This is a genomic window from Algoriphagus sp., assembly GCF_024305035.1.
Lineage (GTDB): Bacteria > Bacteroidota > Bacteroidia > Cytophagales > Cyclobacteriaceae > Algoriphagus.
The window spans coordinates 11,787-28,649 of sequence record NZ_JAMWZB010000011.1 but is presented as its reverse complement, the minus strand read 5'-3'; the positions used below and the strand labels follow the sequence as shown (position 1 = coordinate 28,649).

At 40.3% G+C, this 16,863-nt stretch carries 16 protein-coding genes; 9 read left to right on the top strand and 7 right to left on the bottom strand.

Annotation, left to right across the window (positions count from 1 at the left end):
- The first annotated feature begins 34 nt into the window (after positions 1-34).
- Complete coding sequence (locus Q0L00_RS07730; RefSeq protein WP_297336302.1) at positions 35-1,792, top strand: histidine kinase N-terminal 7TM domain-containing protein; 1,758 nt, start codon at positions 35-37, stop codon at positions 1,790-1,792.
- Here Q0L00_RS07730 and Q0L00_RS07725 read toward each other — a convergent pair.
- The gene (locus Q0L00_RS07725) at positions 1,789-2,805 is read right to left on the bottom strand and encodes an acyl-CoA reductase (protein WP_297336301.1); all 1,017 of its coding nucleotides are present in this window, start codon (positions 2,803-2,805) and stop codon (positions 1,789-1,791) included. The genes Q0L00_RS07730 and Q0L00_RS07725 overlap by 4 nt on opposite strands.
- Positions 2,806-2,933: 128 nt before the next feature.
- Between Q0L00_RS07725 and Q0L00_RS07720 the strand changes: the two genes are divergently transcribed.
- The 5 genes from Q0L00_RS07720 to cas6 all read left to right on the top strand — a co-directional run bounded on the left by Q0L00_RS07720 (position 2,934) and on the right by cas6 (position 7,058).
- Positions 2,934-3,281 (top strand): 4Fe-4S binding protein, encoded by a 348-nt coding sequence (locus tag Q0L00_RS07720; protein WP_297336300.1) that lies wholly within the window; start codon positions 2,934-2,936, stop codon positions 3,279-3,281.
- A 171-nt stretch (positions 3,282-3,452) separates the two neighbouring features.
- On the top strand, positions 3,453-3,782 hold the full coding sequence (locus Q0L00_RS07715) for a DUF3276 family protein (protein WP_297336299.1): 330 nt from the start codon (positions 3,453-3,455) through the stop codon (positions 3,780-3,782).
- Positions 3,783-3,864: 82 nt separating this feature from the next.
- Positions 3,865-4,959 carry an AI-2E family transporter gene (locus tag Q0L00_RS07710; protein ID WP_297336298.1) on the top strand — a complete coding sequence of 365 codons (1,095 nt, stop codon included), beginning with the start codon at positions 3,865-3,867 and terminating at the stop codon, positions 4,957-4,959.
- Positions 4,960-6,057: a redox-regulated ATPase YchF gene (gene ychF, locus Q0L00_RS07705; RefSeq protein ID WP_297336297.1), complete on the top strand. Its 1,098-nt coding sequence runs from the start codon at positions 4,960-4,962 to the stop codon at positions 6,055-6,057.
- 101 nt (positions 6,058-6,158) lie between these two features.
- A complete protein-coding gene (gene cas6, locus Q0L00_RS07700) occupies positions 6,159-7,058 on the top strand; it encodes a CRISPR-associated endoribonuclease Cas6 (protein WP_297336296.1) in 900 nt (299 codons plus the stop codon).
- Positions 7,059-7,102: 44 nt separating this feature from the next.
- Here the strand turns inward: cas6 and Q0L00_RS07695 are convergent, their stop codons facing one another.
- From Q0L00_RS07695 to Q0L00_RS07670, 6 genes are all read right to left on the bottom strand, one after another.
- Positions 7,103-8,440 carry a hypothetical protein gene (locus tag Q0L00_RS07695; protein ID WP_297336295.1) on the bottom strand — a complete coding sequence of 446 codons (1,338 nt, stop codon included), beginning with the start codon at positions 8,438-8,440 and terminating at the stop codon, positions 7,103-7,105.
- A complete protein-coding gene (locus Q0L00_RS07690) occupies positions 8,427-8,984 on the bottom strand; it encodes an RNA polymerase sigma factor (RefSeq protein ID WP_297336294.1) in 558 nt (185 codons plus the stop codon). Before Q0L00_RS07690 ends, Q0L00_RS07695 begins: the two co-directional genes overlap by 14 nt.
- Before the next feature lie 351 nt (positions 8,985-9,335).
- Positions 9,336-10,613: a M56 family metallopeptidase gene (locus tag Q0L00_RS07685; protein ID WP_297336293.1), complete on the bottom strand. Its 1,278-nt coding sequence runs from the start codon at positions 10,611-10,613 to the stop codon at positions 9,336-9,338.
- Positions 10,610-10,984 (bottom strand): BlaI/MecI/CopY family transcriptional regulator, encoded by a 375-nt coding sequence (locus Q0L00_RS07680; protein ID WP_297336292.1) that lies wholly within the window; start codon positions 10,982-10,984, stop codon positions 10,610-10,612. Before Q0L00_RS07680 ends, Q0L00_RS07685 begins: the two co-directional genes overlap by 4 nt.
- A gap of 258 nt (positions 10,985-11,242) precedes the next feature.
- Positions 11,243-12,079, bottom strand: coding sequence for a DUF4249 family protein (locus Q0L00_RS07675; RefSeq protein WP_297336291.1), 837 nt, complete (start codon positions 12,077-12,079; stop codon positions 11,243-11,245).
- The gene (locus Q0L00_RS07670; RefSeq protein ID WP_297336290.1) at positions 12,079-14,466 is read right to left on the bottom strand and encodes a TonB-dependent receptor; all 2,388 of its coding nucleotides are present in this window, start codon (positions 14,464-14,466) and stop codon (positions 12,079-12,081) included. Before Q0L00_RS07670 ends, Q0L00_RS07675 begins: the two co-directional genes overlap by 1 nt.
- 146 nt (positions 14,467-14,612) lie before the next feature.
- On the opposite strand from Q0L00_RS07670, the gene Q0L00_RS07665 reads away from it, so the two are divergent.
- From Q0L00_RS07665 to Q0L00_RS07655, 3 genes are read left to right on the top strand one after another with little or no spacing between them, the layout of a single operon-like run.
- The gene (locus tag Q0L00_RS07665) at positions 14,613-15,578 is read left to right on the top strand and encodes a VWA domain-containing protein (RefSeq protein WP_297336289.1); all 966 of its coding nucleotides are present in this window, start codon (positions 14,613-14,615) and stop codon (positions 15,576-15,578) included.
- A 1-nt stretch (position 15,579) separates the two neighbouring features.
- Positions 15,580-16,224 carry a hypothetical protein gene (locus Q0L00_RS07660; RefSeq protein WP_297336288.1) on the top strand — a complete coding sequence of 215 codons (645 nt, stop codon included), beginning with the start codon at positions 15,580-15,582 and terminating at the stop codon, positions 16,222-16,224.
- Complete coding sequence (locus Q0L00_RS07655; protein ID WP_297336287.1) at positions 16,214-16,825, top strand: hypothetical protein; 612 nt, start codon at positions 16,214-16,216, stop codon at positions 16,823-16,825. Before Q0L00_RS07660 ends, Q0L00_RS07655 begins: the two co-directional genes overlap by 11 nt.
- Positions 16,826-16,863 lie beyond the last annotated feature (38 nt).

The window sequence follows — 16,863 nt, the reverse complement described above, 5'->3', positions numbered from 1 at the left end:
TACAAGTAAATCTTCTTAAGAGTTATCCGCTTTTATGGAATTAGAGTTAAACTTTTTATCCGCAGTGTTGATTTTTACCAGCCTTCTTGTGGTGGTAATTTCGACTTTTCTCTCGATCAAATTGAATGAGGCAACACGATGGATTGCACTTACCATGCTTTTTGCTTCGGTTTGGTCGCTCTTCTATGGACTTGAACTGTCCAGTAAAACGCTGGAGGACATGCTTTTTTGGATCAAGCTGGAGTATTTAGGCATATCATTTACTCCTGCAGTTTGGGTTATTTTCACCCTTCGATACACTGGGTTTCGGGATTGGAATTCCAAATGGGCCTTGGTATTCACTTTTCTGATCCCCGTAATTACCTATTCAATGGTTTTGACCAATGAATTTCATCATCTCCATTATGCCCAGACTTGGCTGGAAGAATCGGGTCCATTTCCATTTCTGGGGATTGAAATTGGACCTTGGTATTTGATTCACACCATTTATTCTTACCTCGCATTTTTGGCAGGCACTCTAATCCTTTGGAAGCGATTTCAATATGCAGATCCACTCTTCAAAACCCAGACACAACTCATCATCGGAGCCGGACTTTTCCCTTTGCTTGTCAACCTTTTTTATCAGCTTGAATTGATCAAACCCTATCAGGGACTAGACCTTACTCCCTTTGCTTTCTTATTTACCTATCTCTTATTGGGTTTTGCTATACTTAGGTATAACCTTTTTAGCGTCAAGCCAATTGCCCATACTAAGATAATGGAGAATATTACCCGGGGTGTGATTGTTTTCAACTCAAAGAATAAAATTTTGGAATACAACCCCGCCTCAAAAAAGTTTTGCTCCTATCCTTCAAAAATAAAAATTGGAGCTCATGTTACTGACATTTTTGCCCAAGACCATGAAATCCTCAATTCACTGGAGACATTTACAAAAGAAACATTCATAATCGAGTCTCGGCAAAATGAAGAAATTTTCAACTTTAAAATTGAATCCATTCCCATTTTGGATAAAAAATCTATCCTGGGTGGTACGATTTTGATTTTTGATGACATCACCCAAGAAGTTAAAATCAATCAACAACTCAGAGACCAAGCCGAGGACCTCAAACAACTCAATCAATTAAAGGATAAATTTTTCAGCATCATTTCTCATGATCTCAAAGGACCCATTTTTGGGGTGAAAGAATTGATCGGAATGACAGAAAACGGATTGATCAGCACGGAAGAATTTATGGAAATGCTACCTGAGGTATCCCGAAACATGGAAGAGGTTTCCATTCTGTTGGAAAATCTTCTGGCTTGGGCAAGCTCGCAGATACGCGGAGAATACATAGAACCTCAGGAGTTTCAAATTTTACCCCTTCTGGAAAATCAAAAAAGACTTTTAAGTAGAATCGCCCAAGAAAACAAAATCAAAATAGAGATTTCCACATCAGAGTCTATTCAGGTCACTGCCGATAGAAATATGATCGAATTGGTATTACGGAATTTAGTGAGCAATGCGATCAAATATTCAAAAGCTGGAGACACCATCCTGATCCATGCCAAACGTAGGGAAGATCAGACCGCAGAAATTGAAATTAGGGATTTTGGCGCCGGTATTTCCAGCGAAAATCTGAATAAACTTAGAGAAGGAGTTTCCTTTACCACTCGGGGACTGCACAATGAGTCCGGCACAGGATTAGGTTTGGTTTTAGTGAGGGATTATCTTAAAAAAAACAAAGGGCATCTTGAAATCGAGTCCGAAGAAGGATCAGGCACTTGCTTCACGGTGGTGTTGCCTACAGCCTAATTTAAGCCGATCAAGAAATCCATCGTATCCACCCCGTCAGCATAATCCCACACCTCAGGACGCTGAGCAGAACCAAACTGAACCGCTTTTTCCCAAACTTTCGGATTCGCCACGATGCATTGAATCTTGTTTTTTTGAATTTCCAATTCCTTTTCAAGGGATTCCTTATCCTCATAAAAACTGTGGTAAAGTACAGATATTGGCGAAACCAATTCCTCACTTTCCCTTAAAATCAAAAACCCATTATCCAGATGAGGTTCCCCGTTGACCAAGTAAATGGACTTGTTGTAATCGTAGTTATTCCGGTATTTATGGTGGTGGACGATAGATTGATACCCTTCCAAGTTATCGAGCAATTTGATTAACTGAGATTGATTTTTTACAAATATTTTAGAAACATTTCGGCAGCCTAAACCAAAATATTGGAACACATCTGTACCGAAATTTCTAAGCTCTTCCTCGCTCTCAGTCCCATCAAAAATCGCAATAGAGGTCCTATTTTTACGGATTATGGAAGGATATTTTCCAAAATAGTAAGAAAAGTACCTTGCCGAATTATCCGATCCAGTGGCAATGTAGGCATCTCTTCCCTTGAGCATATCAGAAATGACAATTCGATCTTTTAATTCCGGTTCTATTTCAACCAAACGATCAATTATCCATTTCATTAACACCTCATCGGCTGTACTCAATTTGACATGTGCATGATGACCAGAAATCAAGACGGTCATCAAATCATGAAATCCAACAAAGGGAATGTTTCCGGCCATGAGCACGCCGATTTTTTTGGAAGTTGGATCATCTACTAAGGAATAGGCAGCAAGCCAAGTCCTTAATTTTTCTTCTTCCAACAGTGTGGAAACTCCCTCCAGGGCATCTTGACAATTGCTGTGGGTAAACCAATTATTTCTGTTTTCAGCTCGCGCAAAGAGCTCTTCTTTTTGATCTGTGGCAAGGGTTCGGATCAAATTGCCTAACTGAATGAACGCCTGAATTCTGGTCTCGATTGTCATAATAGTGGCAAATTTAACCTAAAATGAGGTGAATAATGGTAAGAATTAATTTAAATTAGTTAGTATGACAACTTTTTATTGGCAGAGTCTTAGAAGCTTCTTACTTTTGAAATCAAATAGTTTGAGATATGGCAATAATGATCACTGACGAATGCATCAACTGTGGTGCATGCGAACCGGAATGCCCAAATACGGCAATTTATGAAGGCGGAGTAGAGTGGACTTGGGGAGGAGGAACTTCGCTCAAAGAAGTAACCCTAGAAGACGGAACGGTTGTAAGTGCAACTGAAAAGCAAGCACCTGTTTCCGATGAATTTTATTATATCGTCACTGAAAAATGTACCGAATGTAACGGCTTTCATGAAGAACCGCAGTGTGCCGCGGTATGTCCCGTAGACTGCTGTGTGGATGATCCCGACCATCCAGAAACCGAGGATCAACTACTTGTAAAAAAAGCCTTTCTTCATGGGGAGTAAGATCTTCTCCCCAATTTTCTGAAAATTGTTCGTTTCTGATTTTAAACCACTTATACCTGGATTATTACATTTTCTTGAAAAAAATCAAAACTTGGTTTGAAAACAAGAAATGATTTATGTTATCTTAGTTTGAATTTAATACCCCAGCACAACCCTAAACTAATACGCATTGTGGAAGATAGAAGAGGCTATGACAGAGATGAAATATTCTCCAAAAAAGTAAAGGCAGGAAAACGAACTTATTTTTTTGATATTAAAACTACCCGTTCAAATGATTATTACTTAACCATCACGGAGAGTAAGCGTAAAATCAACGGTGATAATTTCAGTTACGAAAAACATAAGATCTTTTTATACAAAGAAGATTTCCTGAAGTTTGTAGATGCACTTAATGAAACGGTGGACCATGTGAGGACAGAATTATTGCCAGATTATGATTTTGAGCAATTTGACAATGAGGATTCCGAGGATGAATACAAGGATGAATTAAAATGGGAATGATCAAGTCCAAGATTAGATTTGAAAGTTAGAAGATTTATATAGTATTTTGAAGGAGGTCAATTGACCTCCTTTTCTATTGGATATGCAGCGTTTCTTCATTTATATTTTCCTGTTCATTTTCTTTTTCCTGCTATTCGGCTGGTACTTTTCAAACATTACCTCCTATCTGATATTGTCCTTGATTTTAGCCGCACTGCTGCGACCTCTGACCAATCGGCTCAATGATTTTCACTTGTTGGGACAGCATATTCCACGGTGGCTGGCAATATTGATTTCTTATTCTTCGATTATCTTGCTTTTGATCACCTTGAGTTTGTTGTTTTTTCCTTTGATTAATAATCAGATTCAGATTTTGAGCAATTTGGATTTGAACACCATTTACCAACAAATTCAAATTCCCATTTCTAATTTTGAACAAACCTTGATCAGGTATAAACTTCTGGATTCCCAACCCGGCTTTTTATTCGAAGAGTTTAGAAAAAACATCATTAACACCATCTCAAGCTTTGATGTGGGAAATTTTATTGGGACAGTCATTGATACAACCAGCTCCTTAGCCATAGGGCTGATGGCCATAGCTTTTATTACTTTTTTTCTACTGTTTGAAAACGGAATACTTCGAAGAAATCTACTCAATCTGATTCCAAACCCTTATTTTGAACTTTCTGTAGCTACCTTTACCAAGGTCGAAAAACTCCTATCCAATTACCTTTCCGGGCTTTTGCTTCAAATGTTGGCCATATTCACTTTGGCCAGTATCGGACTCAGCCTCATGGGAATTGAATATGCCTTGACAATCGCTTTGTTTGCTGCAGTAGCCAATTTAATTCCTTATGCAGGGCCTATTCTTGGCGCTGGATTTGGGATTATTGTAGGAGTTTCCACGGGGACTTTTTTAGAATCCGCTGATATCACCTATCTTCTCTTGAAAATTCTTGCAGTATTCGGCGTGGTTCAGTTAACCGATAATATTCTGCTGCAACCCTTGATTTTTTCGAAAACAGTAAAAGCGCATCCCCTTGAAATTTTTGTTATTATCTTTGCCGGGGCAAAACTCGCCGGTATCATCGGGATGATCTTTGCCATACCGGTTTATACCATTTTCAGGGTCTCCATTTTGGAGTTCTTCAAAGGGTATAAATCCTATCGAATCTTTAAAATTAAATCAACGAATTAAATGGCTTTACAATGTGGCATTGTTGGACTACCCAACGTGGGCAAGTCCACCTTGTTTAATGCGCTTTCATCTGCCAAGGCTGAAGCAGCAAATTTCCCTTTCTGCACCATCGAACCCAATGTAGGAGTAGTAACCGTCCCCGATAAGCGCCTAAAAATCCTTGCTGATCTGGTGAATCCCCAGCGAATCATGCCAACGGTAATCGAGTTTGTGGATATCGCAGGCTTAGTCAAAGGTGCCAGCAAAGGAGAAGGTTTAGGGAATAAATTCTTAGCCAATATCCGTGAAGTTGACGCCATAATTCACGTTATCCGATGTTTTGAAGACGATAATATTGTCCACGTAGCTGGCGGAGTGGACCCTATCTTTGACAAGGAGGTGATCGACACCGAGCTTCAGCTAAAAGATCTGGAATCCATTGAAAAGAAAATTCAACGAATCGAGAAAGTCGCCAAGTCAGGAGATGCCAAAGCTAAAAAAGAGCTAGAAATCCTACATCAGTTCAAAACAGGGTTGACTTCCGGGCTAAATGCGCGGGCTATTGAAGTGGAAAAAGAAGATTTGGAAGCAGTTCGCGATCTACATCTTTTGACCATCAAACCAGTGCTATATGTGGCCAATGTAGATGAATCAAGTATTTTGACAGGCAACCAACATGTAGAAACCCTACGAACTAAAGTAGCGGAAGAAAATGCAGAAGTCATCGTACTTTGCGCCGCAATCGAGAGTCAAATCGCCGAGTTTGACGATCCAGAAGAAAAAGCCATGTTCCTTTCCGAATATGGATTAGACGAAAGTGGGTTAAATAAACTTATTGCGGGAGCTTATTCCTTACTTGATCTGATCACCTATTTTACCGCTGGAGTTCAGGAAGTACGTGCTTGGACCATTCAAAAAGGCTGGAAAGCTCCTCAGGCTGCAGGAGTCATTCATACCGATTTTGAACGTGGATTCATTAAAGCTGAGGTCATAAAATTACAGGATTACCAACAATTCAAGACCGAAGCGGGTTGTAGAGAAAATGGTAAAATAGCAATTGAAGGAAAAGAATACATCGTAAAAGACGGCGATATCATGCATTTTAGGTTTAATGTTTGATAATTATTAAAAAATAATTGTACTTTTGCTATTGCTTATTCACCCAAAATTACGTATCGTATTTTGATTTAATTGATGTCTCATTTTATTTTTAAAAAACCGTGAGAGTTAGACTAATATTTTCACTAAAAAACAAAGGCTCATACTTGCCTTTTCACCACCAGTATATCCTGGCACAATTTCTAAAAGGATTGATCGTCAAGGGAGGTCGTGAAGAATTCTTCAACTACAATTACTTTAACTTCTCTGGACTGAAGGGTCAAACCAAAGTCAGCAGAAGTGGATTGCATTACTACTCTAGCCTAGTAACGCTGGTCCTTTCTTCGCAAAGCGAGGATTTCATGGATTACTTACTAGAGCAGGTTTTTGCAACCCCAAAGATTGAGTTGGGAAATCTCATCCTTTCTCCGGAATATACTGAGATTGAAATTGAGCCAGAATTAGAAACTTCAAACAAATTTGTTTGTATTTCTCCACTCGTTCTAATCACCCCTGCATTCAACGAGGAAATTGGCAAACGATTTATCAGCCCAGACAGCGATGAATTCTCAGATCTATTGTACGAATCTACATTGACTCGCATGGAGCGCTCCGGTTGGTATACACCAGAACAAATGGAATCTTTCTACAAATTCCAGGTCGTTCCAGACATGGTTTATGTCAACAAATTGAAGGAGCAGCAAAAGAAATTTGCTAGAATCTATGCAGTTTATGACATGGACGTGAAATACGAAGTTAGAGGCTATACTTTGCCATTCACCTTGTATGCTGCTCCGGAAGTGCAGGATTTTGTATTCAAATGTGGTTTAGGTGCCTTTACTCATAAAGGTTTTGGTATGTTGGATTTGGCCAATCACCCCTCTGGGAACAGAACTACTGCATACAAATTCAAGCGTGAAGGTTTTGTGCCTTACCGACCTACCGAGCGGGTAAGACAAAATGTCGCTCCCACCGATAATGAAGGTGGAGAGCCCACTGAGGAAAGCAATTCTGAAGATTAAAAAAAAATCCCCTTAATGGGGATTTTTTTATGTCCTATGTCCGGTTAATCCTTTTTTCCACCAAAACGGACTTTGAACGAAGCCCCATAAAAACTTGGATTATCACCGAACCCAGTAAACTGATTTACCGGAAGATGATAAAAAGGCATTAAAATATAGCTGGTTTTATTTGATTGCATGACTCGTAAATTTACCCCGAAATTCATGGTAGCCAATGGATAAAACTTGCCATCTGGCGGGGAAGCCAATTGCTGGGTCTGAACGACAGACTCACTACGCAGCTGGAAACTATTGCTCAGCAAAGCATCTTGACCCGATACAGGAACCTGCCTGGTAAAGGAAGATTCCAATTCAGAAACCTGACTCAAAGCGATAAAATTTGAAAATCCCGCTTGGAGGGAAATGGACTCACTAGTGGTGATGGGATATTGGAAATATACCGGAATATCCAACTGAGTTTGTCTTACCAGAAGTTGCTCCTGAACAGGGGACATACTCGAAGCAAAGGCTACGTTTGGTGGGCTTTGAAGTTGATTTTCTTGATTAAACACATTGATACCCAGTCCTGAACCAACGGTTAACTTTCCAGGTAAGTCCATGGCTACCAAAAAACCCATACCCAGCGAAGAGTTAACCGAAGCATTGCCATTTTGCTCGGATGCACCAAACCCTGGACTCAAACCTAATCCAAGAGTCAGCTTACTTTTCTCCGCAAGAATGGGGGGAAATTCAAAATCGCTCTCCTCATTACTCGGAACAACTGTTTTATTCTGATCGGCTAAAATCCGACTGGGTACTCCTGTGGAGAAATTATAATTGGATAACAAATCCTTGGATGAAAATAACAGCACTTCCTCGAGTGAGCGACTTCCACTTTTGTCTAACTTTTCCACTGGACTTACTGATTCAACCTTGGCAATTAAATTGGATTTTTTACTTTCGCTCTTCCTTTTATTAGCTTTGGCTTCCGAATGTTGCGCTAAGGAATGTTCCTCAATAAGCTCTTGCCGAGGCACAAAATCGGTTTCTTCCGATGGGGATAAAAACTGCTTTTCTGCTTGATTACCCGCTGAGGGAGTTTCTTTAGCGCTATCGATTAGGGACTTTTCAGAACGATCTGGACTAAAGGAATTGGTGGAAAGTACCTGATCTGAGACTTGCTCCACAGGACTGCTAGCCGAGAAATAAACCGAAAACCCAATCGCTCCAATCAAAATTGAAGCCGCAATACCTGACAGCCACCAGGTGTTCAACGGGCTACTCTTGGCCTTTCTTTTCTCCTGAAAATTTTCCCACGCACCAAGATCATAGGGCTGAGGCTCGTTCTCTTGAACCTGCTTCAGCTTCTGAGCGATTAACTTACTGATTTTATCTTCCTGCATATTCGTTCAGGTGAAATTGTACTAAATCTCGAAGTTTAGATTTGGCTCTGGCCAAATAAACCCGAGAAGAACTTTCGGTAATTTTCATTTTATCTGCGATTTCCCGATGACTAAAACCCTCCACTTCGTAAAGATTAAAGACCAATTTCTGATCGGGAGGAAGCAGATGAATTAACTTTATTAAATCCTCATAGGCCATTTGTGACAAGGCACCTCCCGGATGAAATACCTCTACCTGATCTTGAATATCACACTGCTGCTGAAGCCGTTTATTTTTTCGATAGAAATCTATGGCTGTATTGACAGTGATTCTGCGCAGCCAGGATTTTACGGACTGAAACTCCTCAAAACTCTTAATGGATGAAAAGAATTTGAGAAAGCTGTCATTGACGATTTCCTGAGCTAAGTCCCGATCTTTGGCATATGACAAGCTGATCCCCATGACATAGCCATAGTATCGCTTAAAAAAAACTTCTTCATGCTTTGCTGATTTTCGTTTGCAACCGACAATCAACTCTTCATCAGACCAGTCCAAGTGCTTCAATTCAGGGTTTTAAGGAAGGATTACTATTCAAACGGGAAGCGGATGGTTTTCGATTTGCTTCATTGGGTAGCAGATCTCCCCTATTACATGGCGATTTTTTTTCCAGGTTGACATCCACTGGATTTCCTTGGCTTTCATGACCAAGCTGCCATGCAAAGCTGCACAAGAAAATCAGAAGAATCGCACTGAAAAATTTACGCATTACTTATTTTTAGAAAGGACGAATTGTTTCTTAAAAATGCTACAGGGTGTGTAGAAAAAATGAGAAAAAATTTCTGGGATTGGAAAAAAGCGAAAATCTCTTCAAAGTATTGAAGAGATTTTCGTGTCTAAAATAAACCTATGATCAAATTAACTTAGTTTAAATCGAATTGGTAACCTCATACGTGTCCGGACTTCTCGACCACGTTGTTTTCCGGGCTCCCAGTTTGGAGCATTTTGAACTACCTTGATCGCTTCTTCATCCAAACCTGCTCCCAATCCTCTTAAAATATCCACATCCTGAATCGAGCCGTCGGTATTAACAACAAAAACTACAATTACCGTCCCTTCGATTCCTTCCTTTTTAGCTTGTTCGGAATAAGACAAATTTTCTTTTAAGTAGTTATTCCATCCTTCCATCCCCCCCGGAGGAATGGGCTGATCTTCCACTACATCAAAGATTTCGTCAGCAGAGACTTCCACTACCCGGCCATTAGCGATGGCGTTGAGTTCGGTACTCCCGTCCTCGTTGACAACCTCCACCAAATTTTCGGGTTTAATAGGCTCCTCCCCGATATTCTGATCGCAGGAAAAAGCAAATACCATTAGGCCTAAAATGGGCAAAACCATCAAAAACCGGCCTTTTTGTAAGTAATTGGATTTTTCTTTATTCATCATAACAATTCGTTTTTTGGTTTGAAATTGATTAAAACTATTTGTGAATTGCCAGCCTTGATCCTGAGTAATCAGGCGGAGCAATAATCTGGAATAGTCGATTTGAGAATAACGCTGAGTCACTCCTTGATCGGCTTGAAACTCATGAACTTCTCTTAAAGAGCGCTCAAAAAGGTAAACGATGGGATTAAACCAAAAAACTACTTTGACTAATTGGAGTAAAATCAAATCAAAGGTGTGTCTTTCCGATACGTGTACTGATTCATGCAAAAGGATCTTTTGCTGGTCGGCATCTTGAGGATCAAAATAGGGAAGCAAAATGTAGTTGAAAAAAGAAGCAGGTTCAAAACTTGGATGAACTGCAATTTTCATCCCTTTGTATTCGAATTTCTCCACCAGCTGCAGTTGATAAATTGGTTTGGCTATTCCAAGCGAAATTTTTCCCAAAAAAACCAAAAACCCAATTCCATAACTTAACAGGACTACTTCTTGCCAAGAAACCGTAATACCAGGAGTAGTCGATGCATTACCTACCTCAAAAACAGGTAGGGTGTACTCTGAAAGAGAAACTGGATTGATTGCCGCTGCCTCAAAAGAGAGCAGCGGAATAATCAAGGCAATGATCATCAAGAGTAACAATACTCTTCGGTTCCAATCAAAGAAAGTAAGTTTCTCCAGAAAAACCCGGAAAAAGCCCCAGCTCAAAATCAGGCAAAGACTTCCTTCCACTAGATAATTTAAAACCGCATTCATTTTTTTCCTTTCTTTTCAAAATCATCAATCATTCGCTCCAAATCCTCCACCTCTTTTTTGGATATATTTTTCTCCTTTACCATAAAGGATAGGAAATTCCCTACTGAACCTTCAAAGAAGTTTTTCACCATATAATTGATGCTTTTTTTGCTATATTCCTCCTGAGAAACCAGAGGAATGTACATGTGCGTGTTTCCGTACAATTTATGGGTCAGGTATCCTTTTCGCTCCAATAGGCGGATAGTGGATGCCAGCGTGGTGTATGGGGGCTTCGGCTCCTCCATTTCGTTGAGTACATCACGAACCAGGCCTTGACCAAGTTTCCATAAGATGCGCATAATTGTTTCTTCTTGACTGTTAAGTTCTTTCATCAGGTGGTGTGTTTAAGAATGAATTATTATTACTATGATTATTTCGTAAATCTACGAGAAAAATTTAAATCTCAAAATTTTTAACCACTAGTTTTAAAAAAAAAATCACTTTAAAAAATAACGTTTTCCAGCTACCAATCCACCCTTTAAAACCCTGAAAACTAGGTTAAACCCGCTTTAAATACCTCTTTATTTGAAAAATTCAGCGATTTTCTGCGCTCGTTGGAGCCCATTGAAAATGGATTGCACTAAACAAATTTAATCCTTTTCACCCGAAATAATGATGGTGGAAACCAGGACTGGTGAAACTTGAAAATATCCCAAAACTTTCCCTTCTCCCTGGATTATGTGAATATTTCCATCAGGATTTTGAGGAGGAGGACTGAATAATCCCCCATCTGAAAAAAGTAAGCTTACCAATTGGCTGAAATAATCATAGACATCTCGATTCATTCGGAACAGCTCCAAACGAACCCGATCATTTTCTTCAAAGGCATAGCCCAGTTCCAATCCCGTTTCAAAAAACTCCACCCCAAAGGTATCGTCGAATAATAAATAATCATCCCGATTATTCTTCAGTGTATCATTTTCAATGACTCGAATTCGGTAGAAATTGTCTTCCTCAAAGGGTATTTTCCCAAAAGCTTTAATGTAATATCCTTCCTCCCTAAAAAGCCTTGACTCTTCAAAGTTCACTGTTAAACTATCTAAGATTGGGGGTTCGAGCATTAACCCGGTCGCCGCATAGAATTGATTTTCCCAAACTACTCTCAATTCATAGGTTTCCCCTACCTCAGCTACCTGACTTCGGTCCACGGGTTTATAGGTATCGCTTTCTTCAAAAAAACGAAATGGAATAATCGTTTCCGTACCTGGAATGGTGATCGCTACTTCCGCATTATCGATAATTTGATAGGAATCAGGTTCATAATAATTTCTGGCAAGAGATAATTTCACCTCATTGAATTGATCGCGATCAGTCCACACTGCCTCAATAATGGGTACCTGGCCTGAAATGGAAGCGAGCGGAAGAGAAACCTCCTCTTGGCAAGAAAATAGAAGTATTGAAAACAGGAGCGTGCAAAGCCTTTTCATCAAAACTGGAAGTTATAGGTAATCGAAGGTAAAAACGTAAATAAATAAGTTTTGACAATTCCTGGTCTGGAACTTGTCACCGGCCCTTCACTAGGCTGAAATGTGATGTCATCATTATATATCTGCCTGAACTCATAGGCAAATGGGTTTTTTCTTCCATAAAGATTGTAGATACTGAAGTTCCAGCTTCCTCTCCATTTTCTTCCCTTGTTTGGATTTTTCCATACCAGGGACGCATCCATCCGGTGATAATTTGGATAGCGGTTATCATTTCTAAGATCTGAAAAGATAGGTAAGGACTGATTATCCACTTGATAAGTCCCGATGGGAAAAGTTACCGCCTGTCCAGTAGTGTAACTAAAAGTGAGCCCAGCAGACCAATAAGGAGAAAACTCATGATTCAAAACCAAAGTTAGGTCATGAGGTCGATCAAATCTGGGATTAAACGCTTGATTTTGACTAATTCCTTCCACTTTTCGCCAGGCTCTTGACCAGGTATAGGCCAACCATCCAGTAGTTTTTCCGATAGTTTTACGCGCTAAAAATTCCAAACCATACGCCCAGCCGTTCCCTGTAAGAACTTCTGTCTCCACCTGATCGGTAAAAAGGACCTGCGCACCATTTCGAAGATCAATCACATTCCGAAGATCTTTGTAATAACCCTCAACTGACAATTCCCATCGGTCCCCATCGAAATTTTGATATACGCCCAGTGAAATTTGATCAGATCGCAAAGGACGCACGTATTTTCCAGCCAAAATCCATCGATCAATCGGCAATCCAGCTGAACTGTTAGAAGCAACTTGCACATATTGAAAATTGCGGTTAAATGCCGATTTAATGGAAAGCCGGTTGGAAAGCAACCAGCGAAAAGCTAACCTAGGTTCCAAGCCCTGATAAAATTTAATCGACTCCAAGCCTCGATATTGGATCGAATCCAGGACTGCCGAATCCGAATTGGGTTCATCATTTTCGTATATATAATCCACCCCCGGACCCATTTGCTGATACAAGCCCCAGCGAAGTCCCGCCTCCATTCCCAATCGGGGATGAAGGTCCATTTTTGCTCCTGCAAATAAATTATTCAATAGCCCGTTTTTGGGATTGGTGCTGATAGGCTGAATCGCACTATCGGTTGCAGGAATTAATTCTATGGGAAGAAAACGGTACAATTGACCATGTATCCCCCAATAAACCTCTGCCCCATTTTTCATTAGAGTTGTCCACTTCGCCTTAGTTCCGGTTTCGGTTAAGTAATTATTCCACTCAAAGCCATTCTCTGGATCTTGAAATTCAACCTGGTAAGAATAATTAGAATGATAAGCTTGGAGATCAAAGAAAAAAGATTCGGATTTATTTCGGGACCAATTGACCGAACTTACCCAATTGGACCAACCCAAACCGAACTGCCTATCCAAACCCAAAAAATCCCTTCCTTGGTAACTTGATACACTAAGCTTGTCTTTTTCTGATAAATAAAAAGTCGATTTCCCACTGAGATCATGAAAATTTAGCTGATTATTCCGGATGTCTTCATTGCTGGAAAGCCTCAAAAACAAATCCGCATAGGTTCGTCTGCCTGAAAGTACAAAAGAAGATTTATCAGAAAAAAGAGGTCCATCAATCGTTAATCGGGAGGAGATTGTCCCTATTCCTCCCTCCCCTTTGATTCGATCCCGATTCCCTTCCCGAAGACTCACATCAATTAAGGATGATAATCGCCCACCAAAGGAAACGGGCATATTGCCTTTGTATAATTCAACTTGATCAAGCGCATCGGGATTGAAAACGGAGAAAAATCCAAAAAAATGAGAAGGGTTGTACACGGGTGCACCATCCAGTTGCACTAAATTTTGGTCTGCCGACCCTCCTCGCACAAAAAGTCCGGTCGTTCCTTCACCTGCCGTCTGCACCCCTGGCAAAAGCTGAAGACTTCTCAATAAATCTACTTCCCCAAAAAGTGCTGGAATAGTTTTGATGGTTTCCAGAGAAACACGGTTGGTTCCCATCTCCAAACTTTTAATCTGCTCATCTGACCTTCGCTCAGAGATAGTCACTTCCTCCAGGTTAAAATCTTCTGGTAATAGGAAAAAGCGGGTCGGTTTAATCAAATCCTTCTCCTGAATCAATCGAACAGATTTTTCATAACCTAAAAACGAGACTACCAAAAAATCGGGCAATTGAATGACAGGAATTTGAAATTCACCATTTTGATCCGAAACCACCCCCTTATTGGGTTCGGATTGCCAATATACATTTGCTCCCGGTAAGGTTTCTGAGCTATTCAAATCTACCACCGTCCCCTGAACCAGTTGCTGGGCGGAAAGCTCCAAAAAAACAGTGAAAAATACCAGAAGCACAAAAATCCGACGGAATGTTTTTATCATTTTTAGTTGTGAAATCAATCAGTATTAGGCTAACAGACGCAACCTAACAATTAATGTTTGTTAATTATGGCTGCAGATTGAAATCTAAACCTACCACTCCTATCAAAGTTTCTTTATAAGTACGCTTTATTTTATAATTTCAGGCCATGGTTTGGGCATATCCTGACATTGATCTAATAATCGTATTGGCCAGCTTATTTGGCTTGGTGTACCTGGTTTACTTGACTCGCTTTTGGATGATCAATAGGCGACTTCAAGTACAAAAGCGAAGACTAGTAACTAAATTAGTCCTTCGTACAATTTACTTCCTGCTGTTTTTAATTGCTTTGGCAGGTCCATCAATCGGTACCTCCACCAAGGAAGTGAAAGAAGAAGGAAAAGATATTTTTATTGCCGTGGATCTCTCCCAGTCCATGAATGCCACAGATATAGGGCCGAGTCGCCTTCAGCGGATCAAATTTGAGTTGAAAAACCTAATTAAAAACTTCCCCTCAGATCGGATTGGATTAATTATTTTCTCCTCGGAAGCCTTTATGCAATGCCCCTTGACTTTTGACCAAAATGTTCTTCAGCTTCACCTCGACGGACTCAATACGGGCTTGGTACCTAATGCCGGGACGGATTTGAGCGGACCACTTCGGATGGCCCTAGATAGATTTATCAACGACCCGAGTCAAGAAATCAAATCCAAATCCATTGTCTTGATCTCGGACGGGGAAAATTTTGGAGAAGAGCTGGATAATGTATCAGAAAGCCTTAGTGACGCCGGCATCAAGGTCTTTACCTTAGGCATAGGCTCCCAGGAAGGGGCTACGGTTCCCCGGGGGAATGGCGTTGTCATTGATCCCAATTCCGGTCAACCTGCTATTTCGAAATTAGATAGAACTTCCTTACAACAAATAGCTGCACAAACCGATGGGCAATATTTTGAGATTTCCAACCAAGCTCAAGAGCTTGGAAATCTTATTGCATCTTTGGAGCGTCTCGAGGGAGGAGTTGTAGGCTCAAGGATTATTGAAACCTCCTCCAACAAATACTTCTATTTTCTTTTAGCCGGACTCGTTTTATCTTTACTGGACATGGTTTTACCGATTAAAACCATCAAATTGTAATATGAGCTGGAGCAAACTTATTCTTAGCCTTTTCTTACTAATTCCCTCCTCCTGGACAAGGGATTCCCGGCTAAACGCTGCCATCGATGTAGCTAGCCAAAGTTATGCTAATGGGGAATATGAACAATCGATTAAGGACCATTTGGCCATTCAAGAACAATTTCAAATCCAATCAGCGGCCTTGGACTTCAATTTGGGCCTAAGTTATCACTATGCTGAAAAGGACGAGGAAGCAGCCGCATTTTTTGATAAGGCAACGATCAGCAGTGATAAAATTTTATCCTCTTTTGCCTTCAATCAAGGCGGAGTAATTTTAGGTAATAAAAAGGAATATGAGACGGCTTTGAGTAAATTCAAAACAGCCCTTATTCAGGATCCGCTGAATGAAGTGGCCAGGCATAATTATGAACTTTTGGCTCGATGGATGGAGCGAGAGGAGGAACGCAAAAATGAGGATGAAGATCAACCAGAGCCATCGGATTTTGCAAAACGCAAAAAAGCAGAAGCAGATCGCTTAGTTGAACAATTTCGCTTCAAAGATGCGTTACAGTTAATGACTGAAGCCTTGAACCAAGACCAAACCGTTTCAGCCTACAATCAATTTATCACCAGTCTTCAAGAAATAGTCGAAATCGATGAAAATTAATAATTTCTTATTCCTTCTCTTTCTTTTGTTTGCCTCAAATCTTCACGCGCAAACCGCCGGAGAATTTTTCAATCAAGCAGCCCGCTCCTACGTGAAAACTGATCGGGAAAACGCCTTAAAATCGGTCAATTCGGGTTTGAGTAAATTTCCAAACGATGCCAAACTTCAGGCTTTAAAAGAAAAACTGGAACAAGAGCAAAAAGAAGAGGAAAATCAAAATCAGGAAAATCAAAATCAGGAAAATCAAGAACAGGAGCAGCAACAAAGTCAACAAAGTCAAGGTGAAGAGGGAGAACAGCAAGAATCCCAAGACCAAGGCGAAAAAACTCAAGAAGATAAGGCAAAAGAATCTCAAGAAGGAAACCCGCAAGATCAAAGTGAAGATCAAGCAAGTGAAAATGCAAATGATCAAATGGATGCAAATCTGGCTGACCGGCAAAATGCCATGGAGGAGTTTAAAGAAAAGTTAAAAGCCATGAATCTTACTCCTGAACAAGCTGCCCAAATCTTGGAAAGCATGAATGCAGCTGAACTCAGGTACATCCAACAAAACAGGAAAAAACCCACCCAAAAACCCAAAACCGGTCGTCCGGATTGGTGATTTTTAGACCTGGCAAATTTTATAAAATCAGAATAAAC